Here is a 13452-nt window from a genome sequence, read left to right as displayed (position 1 = left end):
TATGAAGAAACGAAAAGGAATTCTAGGGCTTTTGGCGCTTGTAGGGGTGGCGGTCATGACTCTTGCAGGCTGTACGCAACTGGCAAGTAACCCAAAAGTCGATAACTGGGATAAATATCAACAACAAAAGAGCATTACGGTCGGCTTCGATAATACCTTTGTTCCAATGGGCTTCGAGGAGAAGAATGGCGATTATGCAGGTTTTGATATCGAACTCGCCCAGTACGTGTCGAAGAAACTCGGCATCACGGTTCACTTCCAACCGATTGACTGGGATATGAAGGAGACGGAACTACAAAACGGGACGATTGACGCGATTTGGAATGGGTATTCTGCGACAGACGAACGTCGCGAGAAGGTCGCCTTCACGATTCCCTATATGCAAAATACGCAAATCTTAGTCGTGAAGAAAACAAGTGGCATTCACTCGGCCAGTGACATGACAGGGAAAGCCCTGGGGGCACAAAACGGATCGTCAGGGATGTTGGATTTTGAAGAACATCCAGAAGTGTTGAAGAACCGTGTCAAAGGCGGGGACGCCGACCAATACCAAAGCGTGAACGAGGCCATTATTGACTTGAAGAATGACCGTATCGACGCCTTGCTGATCGACCGTGTCTACGCGGACTACTACCTCACAACAGAAGGCATCGCCGACGAGTACGATACCATTCCTTCAGGTTTCGAGAGTGAGTCTTTTGCGGTAGGGGTACGACCTGCCGATAAGAAACTACTCGAAGCGCTGAATGAAGCCTTCAAGGAACTCTATCAAGAGGGCATCTTCCAACAAATCAGCCAGAAGTGGTTTGGTGAGGATGTCGCAACTCCGGAAGTCAAAGGGCAAGAATAATTGAATAACAGTTACTATCGCTGGACGGAAGGTGTACCTTCTGGAAGGCGATTTTTTTTGTGCTGTAAAATCTAAGGGAATTAGGATAAAAACTCAAAATGGTAGAAATAAGATTGCTAAAGCGCTCACAAAAAGGTACACTGAAGGTGTGGAAAAGTTCAAAGAAGGGAGAGAAAATCATGAAAAAATTAGAAGGAAAAGTAGCACTCATCACTGGAGCAGCCCTTGGACTCGGAAAGGGAATCGCAACGGTCTATGCCAAATACGGTGCTAAGATGTGCCTTGTCGACTTATTGCCAGAAGTCGAAGAAACGGCAAAAGAATTAGGAGAAACCTACGGCGCCCAAATCGTGACATATGTCGGAGACGTCTCCAACAAAGATCATATGAAAGAAGCAGCTAAGAAGGCAAAAGACGCCTTCGGACAAGTAAATGTGGCTTGTTGTAACGCTGGGGTATGTTGCTTAGCTCCATTTGAAGAAATGAGCGATGAAATGCGCGACTTCCATATCGATGTGAATATCAAGGGCGTATGGAATACGTGTCAGGCCGTCATCCCTTATATGCTGGAGCAAGGTGGAGGTAGCATCGTTATTGCTTCATCCGTGACAGGGGATATCGTAGCCGATGCCGGAGAAGCAGCCTATGCCATGACAAAAGCAGCGCTCGTGGGATTGACAAAATGCTTGGCCATCGAATACGCAGACCGCCATATCCGCGTGAACTGCTCACAACTGGGATATGCGCGTACACCAATGGTTGAAAAGATGGCCACCGAATCCAACCCAGACAACCCAGAAAGTGCCATTCAAGACATCGCAGTAGGCGTGCCAATGAAACGCTTGGCAGACCCACTCGAAGTCGGCGAACTCTTCGCCTTCCTTGGAAGCGACGAAGCCAGCTACCTCACAGGAAGCCAAATCGTCATCGACGGCGGTAGCACCTTACCCGAAACCATGAGCATGGGGACGAATTAGGGGAGAATAAATTTTGAAAGAAAAATAATCACCAGTTTTATCTGGTGGTTATTTTTTTATTTATGTTAATGTAGATTTCATGTACAATAAAGCTACAATAAGGGAGATAAGTATATGGGACAAGAACTGTTTAATTATGACAATACAAAATTAGAAGAAGTGCTTCAGTATTCTGAAAAAATCCTTAATCGAAAGTTCGCAGATATTATAAAAGAATATGATGAGGCGGAATATAAGACATACGAGGATTATCAAAAGCAAGAAGCCAATGTGTATGAGAAAAAAGAAATTAAGCCGTCTTCAAAAGGACAGTATGGGAATTATATAGAACGTTATTATTATGGCTACCAACCGAATAGTAATGATGCGGCTGATTTTGAAGAAATCGGAGTAGAACTCAAGGTAACTCCTTTTAAAGTTAATAAGAATGGAACTATTTCTGCAAAAGAAAGATTAGTTTTAACGATTATTAATTACCTTGAAGAGAATCTTGACGACTTCTACCAATCACATCTATGGCGAAAATGTTCAAAAATACTTTTATTATTTTATAATGGCTTAATTCCTGAACAAACACTTTATGATTATATGATTGAAAAAGTTTTCCTTTTTGAATGGTTCGAAGAAGATATGAATGTTATTCTAGATGATTATGCTCGTATTACTCAAAAAATTAAAGATGGCCGAGCACACGAATTGTCTGAATCCGATGGCAACTATTTATCAACTTGTACCAAAGGAGCCGGTAAAGGGAAAGACTGGAGAGAACAACCCTTTAGTGAGGTGATGGCAAAACAACGTGCTTGGGAATTAAAGTCTAGTTACATGACGTATTTGATTAATCATAAAATCTTTGCTAGCCATGAACAGGAGAGTGTATTAGCTACTGCAAAAGGTACAAAGAAAACTTTTACTCAACTTATTGAAGAAAAGATTTTGAAGTATAAGGGTTGGAAAGCAGAAGACTTATATGATGCTTTTGATGTTCCTGTTCGTTCGAAATCTAAAAATAGTTTGTTAATCAGAAAAATGATTGGACTTACTGGAGACCTTGAAAATACTCAAGAGTTTCAGAAAGCGAATATGAATCTTAGAGTCATTCGAGTGAATAAGGAAGACCTCCCTAAAGAAGATTCTCCATTCAAGGTTTATGATTTTATTGATTTGGCTCAAAATGATAATTGGGAAGAGTCTCATGTTTTTCAAGAAATTTGTGATAAACGCTATATGTTTGTCGTATTTAAGGAAGAGTCTCCAGGTGAGTACGTATTAAATCAAGTGAAGTTCTGGGGATTCCCTGAGCGTTTAATATATGAAGCACAACGTGTATGGAATGAAACACGTGCCATTATTAATGAAGGGGTACAGTTAACACAGTCAGATAAGGGAGTATCGACGAATTTCCCTCAGAGCCAAGTGAATCAATTTTTATTTACAAAAATTCATGCTTCAAACTCTTATTACGAGATTGAAAAAGACGTCTTTGTCGGAAAAGGAAAACTCTCAGATACGAATCCACTACCCGATGGACGAAGAATTACAAAGCATTCATTCTGGATGCCTAAGAAGTTCTTACAAGAAATTTTGCAAGGCAAGTGGGATTAGCAAATCAGTTGATCAAATATTGAATTCATGATATAGTAAGATAGAAATTTTGAATGAAAATGAAAGAGGTAATCATGTCAAAACTTAAAGTATTCTCAATGTTTGATGGCGTTGGGGGATTTATCGTTGGCCTTGATGAGGCAAACAGAAAATTAAATAAAAAATTTTTCCAAGTGACTGATACAAACCAATTTGAACCTAGTCGAAAAGCGCAAGATGCGTTTGAAGTGGGAGTGTATAACTACCCAAAAATCAATCATAGTAATGAAGACATCATGCAAGTTTCATCAGAGTATTTCGATGAGATGAAAGCGAATGGTGTGAATATGATTGTTGGCGGATTTCCATGTCAAGATTACTCAGTAGCGCGCAGTAAAAAGCACGAAATGGGTATCGAAGGTAAAAAAGGAGTTCTTTTCTGGGAGATTATTCGCGCGGTGAATCATATCAAGCCAGAATATCTTATTCTTGAAAATGTGGACCGACTATTGAAATCACCTTCTAAACAACGTGGACGTGATTTTGCGATTATGCTCGGAGCGTTCAATCAATTGGGGTATACCGTTGAATGGCGTGTGATTAATGCGGCAGATTATGGCGCACCTCAAAGACGTCGTCGAGTGTTCTTCTTTATTTATAAAAACGATTCAGCTTTTGCCAAGAAACATGGTATTAAAGATTTATCACCAGAATCATTCGAGTCGTATATTTATAAGAAAGGTCTTTTTGCAAATCAGTTTCCAGTAGAAAATAGTGCGAATAAGAATCGTGTCTATACAGAAAAGCTTAGTGAACTAGATACAATTTCTGAAGAGTATATTGTTGATATCTCGAATAATTTTACTGGAAAAGTATGGAACACAGGATTAATGAAAGATGGTATCTATTACACGATTGATACAACTCCTGTATTCGAAAAAGCAATGACTTTAGGTGAAGTAGTCCAAACGGCTAAAGAGTATTATGTCGAAGAGCATGGTGAGGAAGCTTATCATGAATACATTCAAAAGTATGTGATTCAGGACGAAGATAAGATTAAAAAATTCCAATACTTACGTGGACCAAAGAAAATTGAACGTACGACAGAAGATGGATATACGTATATCTTCTCTGAAGGTGGAATGAGTGAAACGGATGACCTATCATTACCAGGTCGCACAATGCTTACAAGCGAGGGTAGTATGAACCGTTCCACGCACTTCTTAAAAGAAGGCAATCAGTTCCGACTATTAACGCCAAACGAAGCAGAATTACTACAATGCTTCCCTTGTGATTGGACAAAATACAAGAAACAATTTGATGGAACAGTTAGTGAAGTCAACGACCGTATGCGTTATTTCTTTATGGGGAATGCGCTCGTTACTTCCATTGTGGAACGTATCGGTATAGGAATGGCGAAAATGATTTAATCCCAAACAATTATTTAGACTTACGAAGGAATATGATATAAGTCCTTCGTGAGTCTTTTTTTGACAAAAAAGTACTTGAAAAAAGCAAAATGTAACATATAAGTTACGTAACTTATATGTTACATTTAGGTCATAGGGAGGTAATAGGTATGGGAAAGAAATTTAGGGTTGATAAAGAGAAAGTGGATCGTTTAGAGACGCTTGAATATAGCGAGATGATTAAATTAGCGGCAGTCTATAAAATCTTAGAAGATGAAGGCGTGACGCCAGAATTGCTCGAAAAATGGGGATACTATTATAAAGGAAAACGCTGGTTAAAAATACCTGTATCAAGGACTAAAGAAGGGGTGGATGGTAGTGACTTCTTATTTAACACGCAAGTTTATGAAGTTCTCATCGATTTACCCTAATTTCGAAGAAGACTTACTTAGAGAGGTTTCTCTACAGAAAGTAGCTTTGAGAGCGATTCGGTTACGGGTCAATCATCAATTGACACAGGAAGAATTTGCAGCGAAGTTAGATGTAAAGAGAGCCTATTTAGCAAGATTAGAAGCAGGGCATCATAATCCAACTATTATGACGCTTGTGGAATTAGCTCGACAAAATGGATATGAGATTGAGATTAAGCTCAAAGAAAAGACATTTTAAGATTCTTATCGATTGTATTGTGATAAATACGATAAAAGTTAGAAGTTCAAATTGAAAACTGCTTTAATTCGTATTATGATAAATTTACTACGAAAAAAGGAGCCTTGAGGGTGGAAAGAATCGCAAATCCTGTAATTTACGAATTAAAGTATGAGAATAAAATGGAACGTCATTATGAAGGTGTTCAAGAAACTCATGAAAAACTAATTTTTAACTATCCGACAGTTTATATTGTTCATCATCCTGAAAAAGAAAAATTTTGTGTTTATATTGGTGAAACGACAGATATCAGACGTCGTACAGAACAACATCTTAAACAGGGGAGCAAGAAACGCAAAGATTGGGAAAAATTATCAAGAAGAGATGATGCCAATATGTTTGTGATTGGGCACGAATTATTCAATAAATCTTTAACTCTTGATATTGAAAACAAGTTAATGCATTACTTAAGTAGCGTAGAAGCAGTCCAGGAAGTTTATAATCGTCGTACGAATGAGCAGAATGAGTATTATACCTCTGATCAGATGGAGCCAATTTTCTCAAAAATATGGGGAGAGTTACATCGAAAGAATAATATTATTTTTCCAACACGTAGACGGATAGAGGATGCAGCTGTTTTTAAAGCTTCTCCATTCCATAAATTGACTCAGGAACAATTACAAACCAAAGATAGAATTATGCTCAAGATTTTTGAAAACGTAGCTAATACTAGAAAAGATACTCCGCACCAATTAATTATGGTGAATGGTGAGGCGGGTTCTGGAAAGACAGTTCTAATGAGTAATTTATTTTATGAGTTATTCCAGGAAAGCGAAAAAGAGCAGGGTGAATCTATTTTTAGTGGAATTTCAACATATCTATTAGTCAATCATGAACAACAGTTGACCGTTTACAAAGAAATCGCAAAAAAACTAGGTATCAAAGAGCAGTATGTTCAGAAACCAACTAGTTTTATTAATAATCATTCCTCAGAAAATCCTGTTGATGTTGTTATCGTAGATGAGGCTCACTTATTATGGACACAAGGGAAGCAGTCTTATAGAGGGAAAAATCAATTAGATGATCTCCTAGAGAAAGCAAAAGTAGTTGTGATTGTTTTTGATGAAAATCAAATACTTTCAACTGAACAAATTTGGGAAGACGAACTCTTAGATAAATATAAGGGAATGTGTCAAAACGAAAATAATTATATTGAGTTGAAGAATCAAATGCGAATTCATTCAAGCAAAGAGACAGTGAAGTGGATTCGAAATATCATTGACTTACAAGAAGTAGGACCAATTCCTCACGATGAGTTAGGGTATGATTTACGTATTTTTGAAACTCCTAAAGAACTAGAAAAAGCAATTGTTGAAAAGAATGATAATGAAAATATCGGTCTGTCTAGAATAGTAGCTACGTTTGACTGGGAATATAGTGGTAACAAAAAAGAGGATGGTTATTGGGATGTTTCTATTGGAGATTGGAAAATGCCATGGAACTTACAATTACCTAAAGTTAAAAAGAAATCCATCAATTATAAATCATTGGCATGGGCGGAACAACCTCAAACAATCGCAGAAGTAGGTTCGACTTTTACAATTCAAGGTTTTGACTTAAACTATGTTGGGGTGATTATTGGACCATCAGTCGTTTTTAGAGATGGAAAAATCCAGTTCGTTCCTGAAAATAGTAAAAACGAAAAAGCGGTCAGAAATAGAACGTTGTCTGATGGAAGAAAAGAGAAATTTGGGGAACGACTATTAAAAAATGAACTGAATGTACTATTAACTCGGGGAGTAAAGGGGCTTTATATTTATGCCGTTGACCCAGCTCTTCAAGAAGAATTAATGCGTAGACAAGGAGAAAAGATAAATGGCAAATGAAAATAATCCTAGCATGAAATTAATTAATCAGTTTCATGATGATCACCAGTGGAGACAATTCCATAACGCAAAAGATTTGGCTCTTTCAGTATCCATTGAAGCTGCTGAATTGTTAGAAATCTTCCAATGGACTGATCCAGAATCTGCTGTGGAGAAAAAACGTGAGGACATTGAGGAAGAATTAGCAGATGTTCTTATCTATTGTTATACTTTAGCTGAAAAATTAGACATGGATATTGATGAAATCATTGCAAAGAAATTGGTGAAAAATCTGAAGAAATATCCTGTATAGTTAATTGATATGCAAAAAGAAATCCCGCTAGTTTTAGCGGGATTTCTTTTTTTCGTTCGTTTTTATTCATAGAATTATCAAAATTACGCTATTGACAGCGCTTTAAAAAATGAGTACAATGAAACCGAAACAAAAGTTAGTGTACGTAACATTTGTAAAGGAGGAAATGTTGTCGTGGAAAATGTGAAGTTGCTGGAATGTAAAAATATCTGTAAATCGTTCGGCGATAACCATGTATTAAAGGGCATTAACATTAGTCTTTCTCCTGGTGAAGTCTCCGCTATTATTGGGGGGAACGGTGCGGGTAAGAGTACGCTCATGAAGATTATTATGGGTATCTACAAATCCGACCAAGGAGAGATTATTCTCAATCAGGTGTCTCATAAGAACTTAACACCTGCTGTTGCTTTAAGTAGTGGAATTTATTTGGTGCCGCAGGAACCGATGCTCTTTAAGAATATGTCTGTTTTAGAGAATATTCTAATTGGATTGCCAGGGGATACAAGCGAACAAAAGGCTAATCTCCTCAAACTCATTGAAAAGTTGAAATGGAGTATTAATCTAGAACGTAGAGCTGATACGCTAACGATTGCGGAACAACAATTGGTTGAAATCCTAAAAGGCTTGATTCGTAATCCAAAAGTTTTAATTTTAGATGAACCTACAAGTTCATTGACCTTTAATGAAACAGAAACCTTATTCGAACTAATCGAGAAGCTAAAGACAGAAGGTGTAGGGATTCTCTATATTACCCACCGTCTAACAGAAGTCTTTAAGATTGCTACCGACATTATTATCATGCGCGATGGGAAGATTAGCCTATCTGGGAAGACACAAGATTTTACTAATGATATGTTGATTCAAGCTTTGTTACCGGATGGAACGAATATGGAAGATCTTCGAAATCATGACGATGGGAGAGTCATTGATCGAACAGTCGAACCGATTTTATCGGTGGAGGATTATTCGGGAAATGGCTTTAAAGGTGTATCTCTAAAAGTATTTCCTGGTGAAATTCTTGGTTTGGCGGGAGTTGTTGGTGCAGGTCGTACGGAACTCGCTGAGACGATTTTTGGGAAAGACGAAGTGCATAGTGGAAAGGTTCTTCTTGGAAAAATCGATATCACTGGGAAATCTACAAGTGAGGTGATTCATCTAGGTCTTAATTATGTACCTGAAGATCGATTCAAACACGGAATTTTTAAGATTAGTGATCTCGGGATGAATATCACGGGCGCTTCTCTTCAGTCGATTGGGAAGTACTTCATAGATCGAAAACGCGAGAAAGAAATGTATGAATACTTTAAACGCTCCTTCAAGATTAAATCAATGGATGTTAGTGATGAGATTGGTAGCTTATCGGGTGGGAATCAGCAAAAAGTGGTGATTGCAAAAGCCATTGCTTCCATGCCAAAATTGCTAATTTTAGATGAACCGACACGTGGAATTGACGCAGGGGCCAGAGGAGATGTGTACAAAATCATTCAAGAGCTCAAAGAAAGAGGGCTTGCGATATTGATGATTTCTTCGGATATGGAAGAAATTGTTCAATTATCTGACCGAGCCGTAACGATGTATCATGGCAGAATTAATGCAGAGTTTGTCGGTGAAGAAATCACCCAAGAAAATCTGATGAGTGCCTCATTCGGTGTTGTAAAAGGAGAGAAAGTCTCATGAAGAATTTACTCAAACAACGAGAAATCGTCTCAATCATTTTTATTATTGGACTCTTTGTAGTCGTAGGATTATTCAATCCACAGTTCTTGGCACTTGAGAATATTTTCCAGATTGTCAATAACAGTGCTGTCTATGCGATGGTGGCTCTTGGAATGTGTTTTGTTCTTTTCACTGGTGAGATTGATGTCTCCATTGGAGCAATCGTTGGTTTAACAGCAGCCATTACGGGAAAGATGTTAAACGGGGGAGCTTCTATCTTCTCAGTATTTATAGTAGCGATAGTCGTTGGAATGGCGATCGGCATTATTAATGCTCTGGGAATCGTGCTCTTCAAAATTCCTTCGATTATTATGACGCTTGGAATGATGGGGATTATTCGTGGCTTCCAATATATCTACACAAATGGACAATGGTTACAAGATTTTCCAAATGAATTTTTGAATATCTCTCAAGAAACAATTGGCGGAACTTTTGGATACGTATTTGCAAGCGCTTTAGTGATTGCGATTTTACTCTACTTCTTTACGAAAAAAACAATGGTGGGTAAGAGCTTTAAAGCAGTAGGAGATAATATCGATGGCGCAAGACTCATCGGGATTCCGGTAGAGAGAATTAAGTTCCTCAGCTATATCATCTGTGGAAGCTTTGCGGCTATCGGCGGTGTCTTATATGCGAGCCGTATTGGATTTGTGACTCCAACGGATGGAACGGGTTATGAAATGACCGCAATTGCCGCATGTGTGATTGGTGGTATTGCTCTTGAAGGAGGGCAAGGCTCAACATTTGGGGCGATTATTGGATCTATTCTGATGACATCGATTAGTAGTATCCTAGTCTTCTTAAACTTCCCTTCAACATTCAACAATACGATTACTGGAGGAATCTTAATTGCGATTGTGGTGATTGGAGCCATTTCCAACCAAAGAACGCAAGAAAATATTCGAAAAGAACGACTCCGCGTAAGAGTAGAACAAGGAGGGGAATAAGATGGAAAAGAGCAAAAAATCAATATTCAGTTCTCTAAAATGGCGCTGGGAGTATTTCTTAGTTCTTCTCTTAATTTTAGAGTTTGTCATTTTCGGAAGTTTGAATCCGCGTTTCTTGAATCCATTCATTTTAATGAATTCGATTAATAATTTTATTCCGGTGTGTATCGTTTCTCTATTGGTTACTTACGTCATTATTACAGGAGGAATGGATATTCAAGCTGGATCCATTATGGGATTGACGTCAATTTGTGTAGGGGTTCTCTGGCAAAAGATGGGGCTTAATATTTGGTTAGCCGTGCTTCTTGGGCTACTGGTAGGAGCTCTTTGTGGACTGATTAGTGGAATGTTAATTGCGTATGCAAAAGTTCAGCCGATGGTCATTACACTAGGTGGATCCTTCCTCTATTCAGGATTGGCTTTGGTCGTTCCCGCACTTGCTGGAGTAGTAGCTTATCAAGGGATTACTAATTTTCCACCTGAATTTCAGGAGATTGCTGCAGGGAACATCGCTGGGATTCCAAATCAGGTCATTATCTTCGCAGTCTTATTAATCTTTTCGTTTATTCTATTACACCTTACAAAATACGGAAGAAAAATCTTCCTCATCGGTGTGAACCGAAATACCGCGGAATACTCTGGAATTAAGACTGCTAGAGTTGTAATGAGTACCTACGTCTTATCGGGGATTGCCGCTTCAATTTCAGGAATTCTACTCACATCCTATCTTGGTACAGCCAAGCCGGACTTTGGAGCTGATTTGACCTTACCAATTATCACTGCGGTGGTTTTAGGAGGAACTTCTATCTATGGTGGTAAAGGAAATGTTATTGGCACAGGGTTAGCAGCCTTAATTATAGGTTTTATGAAATTTGGTTTAACACTTATTGGAGTTAATGCGCAATATCAAGATATTCCAGTTGGAATTCTATTGATTCTATCACTCATTATCAACTTTATGATTCATTCAAAAGTGTTCCAAAAAATAATGAAAAAGAAATAAGGAGGAAAGAAGCGATGAATAGTTCATAGTGTGAGATTCCCCAGTTGCAAAGTTGTCAAAAGAATGAGTTCTATAAAAGGAGAATTAACATGAAATTTAGAAAATTTTTAACGTATGGTGTCCTAGTTGGAGCAACGGCTTTCTTTTTAGGCGCTTGTGGAAACAGTAGTCAAAATTCAAGTTCAACTTCAAATTCAAATTCAAACGCAACAACTCAAACTGCAAACAATGGTGGGAAAGTAGTCTTCATCCCTAAAGTAACAGGGAATTCTTTCTTTGAATCTGGAAACTTAGGCGCTCAAGAAATGGCTAAAAAAGAAGGCTTTACAGTGGATTATAATGGGAACCCTGTAGCTTCAGTAGCCAACCAAGTAACCATTATCAACAACGCGGTTCAAACAGGAGCAGGCTCTATTGCAGTTTCTTCTGTAGACCCAACAGGACTAGATAATGCCCTAAAACAAGCTCAAAAGGCAGGGTTGAAAGTCGTTACTTGGGACTCAGACGTTTCTCCAGATGCACGTAGTTTAATGGTATCTCAAGGAACTCCGACTCAATTAGGGGAAATGTTAGTGAAAATGAGTGTGGATGCATTAGAAAAACGTGGAAAGGATCCTAAGAAAGACAAGATTAAATATGCATGGCACTATTCTTCTTCAACCGTACAAGACCAAAACTCTTGGCAAAAAGTGGGTGAAGAATATATTAAGAAAAACTATCCAAACTGGGAAAATGTGAATGAATCAAATTACTACAGTAACCAAGATGCTCAACAAGCTTTAAACGTAGGTCAATCAATCTTATCAGCGCATAAAGATATTGATTTAATCATTTGTAATGACTCAACAGCTTTACCAGGACAATTACAAGCGGTTCAAAACGCAAAACTTACGAAGAAGGATATTACTGTAACTGGATTCTCAACTCCTAACTCTATTAAGAAATATGCAAAAGATGACATTATCGAAGAATGGGGTCTATGGGATGTAAAAGTGCAAGGAGCTCTTGCTGTGTATCTTGCAAACTACTTAGCTTCAGGAAATCAAGCTAAAGTTGGCGATAAGATTAATGTTCCTGGAATTGGAGAAGTTGAAGTTCAAAATAACTCTATTTTAGATCCAAACTATAAAGATTCACCAGATAGTGGGGTTGTATTATTGCCAGAAAGAACAATCTTCACGAAGGAAAATATGGATAAATACGATTTCTAGGAGGAAAAATAATGGCAGATTTAGAAGGTTTAAAAGTTTCAAAAGAATATTATATCGATCAACCGGTTAAGACATTAGATCAATTCTTTGTAAAAGGGGCTCATAATGTCGATTACGGAATGAAGAAACATTTAGCGAATATTTTCAATCCTAAAAGCGGGAATACAGTGATGTTTGCTTTTGACCATGGGTATTTCATGGGCTCAACTGCTGGATTGGAACGTCTAGATATCGTGCTTCCAAAAATCGCACCAGAAGTAGATTGCTTGATGGGTACACGTGGAGCGATTCGAACAAGTGTTGATCCAAGTTGGAGAAAATCAACAGCTTTACGAGTGACTTCAGGTTCATCCATGCTGAATGATGATTTAAGTCATGAAATCTTAGCGGTGGATATTGAAGAAGCCATTCGATTAAATGCAGACTGCTTAGCCGTTCAAACTTTTATCGGAGCTGAAGGACAATTATCAAGCTTAGATAATTTATCTAGAGCGGTTAACCTTGGTAATCGTTATGGCATTCCAACGATGGGAGTTGTAGCAGTCGGAAAAGATATGGAAAGAACCGACCGCTTCTTCAAACTAGCAACTCGTATCGTAGCCGAACTAGGAGCTAATTTAGTCAAATCATATTATTGTGATAATTTTGAAGAGGTAGTAGCTGCATGTCCGGTACCTATTGTCGTTGCGGGAGGTAAAAAATTACCTGAGAAAGAAGCATTAGAGTTAGCTTATAAAGCCATTCAAGGAGGAGCAAAAGGTTTGGATATGGGGCGTAACATTTTCCAAAGTATGCATCCAACGGAAATGGCTAAGAGTATTGCAAAAATTGTTCATGAAAAATATACGGACAAAGAAGCATTTGAATACTATACAGATTTAATCAATCGATAATCTGAAAATGTAGGTATGAAAGGGTTAGGGAAGACG

The 13452-nt window shown here is 38.1% G+C and carries 13 protein-coding genes; all 13 read left to right on the top strand.

Annotated features, from left to right (window positions below; translation table 11 throughout):
* Position 1: 1 nt before the first annotated feature.
* Positions 2-850: an amino acid ABC transporter substrate-binding protein gene (locus NQ540_RS05950; protein ID WP_005605820.1), complete on the top strand. Its 849-nt coding sequence runs from the start codon at positions 2-4 to the stop codon at positions 848-850.
* A 179-nt stretch (positions 851-1029) separates the two neighbouring features.
* Positions 1030-1827: an SDR family oxidoreductase UcpA gene (gene ucpA / locus NQ540_RS05945; RefSeq protein ID WP_039848817.1), complete on the top strand. Its 798-nt coding sequence runs from the start codon at positions 1030-1032 to the stop codon at positions 1825-1827.
* A gap of 114 nt (positions 1828-1941) precedes the next feature.
* Complete coding sequence (locus tag NQ540_RS05940; protein ID WP_005605818.1) at positions 1942-3432, top strand: Sau3AI family type II restriction endonuclease; 1491 nt, start codon at positions 1942-1944, stop codon at positions 3430-3432.
* Positions 3433-3506: 74 nt separating this feature from the next.
* Complete coding sequence (dcm, locus tag NQ540_RS05935) at positions 3507-4841, top strand: DNA (cytosine-5-)-methyltransferase (RefSeq protein ID WP_039848816.1); 1335 nt, start codon at positions 3507-3509, stop codon at positions 4839-4841.
* Between the two features lie 149 nt (positions 4842-4990).
* Positions 4991-5251, top strand: a complete 261-nt coding sequence (locus tag NQ540_RS05930) for a hypothetical protein (protein ID WP_039848815.1) — start codon at positions 4991-4993, stop codon at positions 5249-5251.
* The gene (locus NQ540_RS05925) at positions 5193-5489 is read left to right on the top strand and encodes a helix-turn-helix domain-containing protein (RefSeq protein ID WP_083278697.1); all 297 of its coding nucleotides are present in this window, start codon (positions 5193-5195) and stop codon (positions 5487-5489) included. Before NQ540_RS05930 ends, NQ540_RS05925 begins: the two co-directional genes overlap by 59 nt.
* A gap of 110 nt (positions 5490-5599) precedes the next feature.
* A complete protein-coding gene (locus NQ540_RS05920) occupies positions 5600-7354 on the top strand; it encodes a DUF2075 domain-containing protein (RefSeq protein WP_005605813.1) in 1755 nt (584 codons plus the stop codon).
* Positions 7344-7646 (top strand): nucleotide pyrophosphohydrolase, encoded by a 303-nt coding sequence (locus tag NQ540_RS05915; RefSeq protein WP_005605812.1) that lies wholly within the window; start codon positions 7344-7346, stop codon positions 7644-7646. Before NQ540_RS05920 ends, NQ540_RS05915 begins: the two co-directional genes overlap by 11 nt.
* A 174-nt stretch (positions 7647-7820) precedes the next feature.
* Positions 7821-9323 carry a sugar ABC transporter ATP-binding protein gene (locus NQ540_RS05910; protein ID WP_005605810.1) on the top strand — a complete coding sequence of 501 codons (1503 nt, stop codon included), beginning with the start codon at positions 7821-7823 and terminating at the stop codon, positions 9321-9323.
* Positions 9320-10309: an ABC transporter permease gene (locus tag NQ540_RS05905; RefSeq protein WP_005605809.1), complete on the top strand. Its 990-nt coding sequence runs from the start codon at positions 9320-9322 to the stop codon at positions 10307-10309. The genes NQ540_RS05910 and NQ540_RS05905 overlap by 4 nt, the downstream gene beginning before the upstream one ends.
* Position 10310: 1 nt before the next feature.
* Positions 10311-11312, top strand: coding sequence for an ABC transporter permease (locus tag NQ540_RS05900; protein WP_005605808.1), 1002 nt, complete (start codon positions 10311-10313; stop codon positions 11310-11312).
* A gap of 89 nt (positions 11313-11401) precedes the next feature.
* On the top strand, positions 11402-12523 hold the full coding sequence (locus tag NQ540_RS05895; protein WP_005605806.1) for a substrate-binding domain-containing protein: 1122 nt from the start codon (positions 11402-11404) through the stop codon (positions 12521-12523).
* Between the two features lie 11 nt (positions 12524-12534).
* The gene (lsrF, locus tag NQ540_RS05890) at positions 12535-13416 is read left to right on the top strand and encodes a 3-hydroxy-5-phosphonooxypentane-2,4-dione thiolase (protein WP_005605805.1); all 882 of its coding nucleotides are present in this window, start codon (positions 12535-12537) and stop codon (positions 13414-13416) included.
* The last annotated feature ends 36 nt before the right edge of the window (positions 13417-13452 follow it).

Source organism: Granulicatella adiacens ATCC 49175 (assembly GCF_025150565.1).
GTDB classification, from domain to species: Bacteria; Bacillota; Bacilli; order Lactobacillales; family Aerococcaceae; genus Granulicatella; species Granulicatella adiacens.
The sequence above is the reverse complement of the archived record's forward strand: the minus strand, read 5'-3'. Positions and strand labels throughout refer to the sequence as shown.

Excerpts from the sequence above, each read along its gene's own strand:
- NQ540_RS05950 (WP_005605820.1), top strand. The coding sequence starts at position 2 with ATGAAGAAACGAAAAGGAATTCTAGGGCTTTTGGCGCTTGTAGGGGTG.
- ucpA (WP_039848817.1), top strand. The coding sequence starts at position 1,030 with ATGAAAAAATTAGAAGGAAAAGTAGCACTCATCACTGGAGCAGCCCTT.
- NQ540_RS05940 (WP_005605818.1), top strand. The coding sequence starts at position 1,942 with ATGGGACAAGAACTGTTTAATTATGACAATACAAAATTAGAAGAAGTG.
- dcm (WP_039848816.1), top strand. The coding sequence starts at position 3,507 with ATGTCAAAACTTAAAGTATTCTCAATGTTTGATGGCGTTGGGGGATTT.
- NQ540_RS05930 (WP_039848815.1), top strand. The coding sequence starts at position 4,991 with ATGGGAAAGAAATTTAGGGTTGATAAAGAGAAAGTGGATCGTTTAGAG.
- NQ540_RS05925 (WP_083278697.1), top strand. The coding sequence starts at position 5,193 with ATGGTAGTGACTTCTTATTTAACACGCAAGTTTATGAAGTTCTCATCG.
- NQ540_RS05915 (WP_005605812.1), top strand. The coding sequence starts at position 7,344 with ATGGCAAATGAAAATAATCCTAGCATGAAATTAATTAATCAGTTTCAT.
- NQ540_RS05905 (WP_005605809.1), top strand. The coding sequence starts at position 9,320 with ATGAAGAATTTACTCAAACAACGAGAAATCGTCTCAATCATTTTTATT.
- NQ540_RS05900 (WP_005605808.1), top strand. The coding sequence starts at position 10,311 with ATGGAAAAGAGCAAAAAATCAATATTCAGTTCTCTAAAATGGCGCTGG.
- NQ540_RS05895 (WP_005605806.1), top strand. The coding sequence starts at position 11,402 with ATGAAATTTAGAAAATTTTTAACGTATGGTGTCCTAGTTGGAGCAACG.
- lsrF (WP_005605805.1), top strand. The coding sequence starts at position 12,535 with ATGGCAGATTTAGAAGGTTTAAAAGTTTCAAAAGAATATTATATCGAT.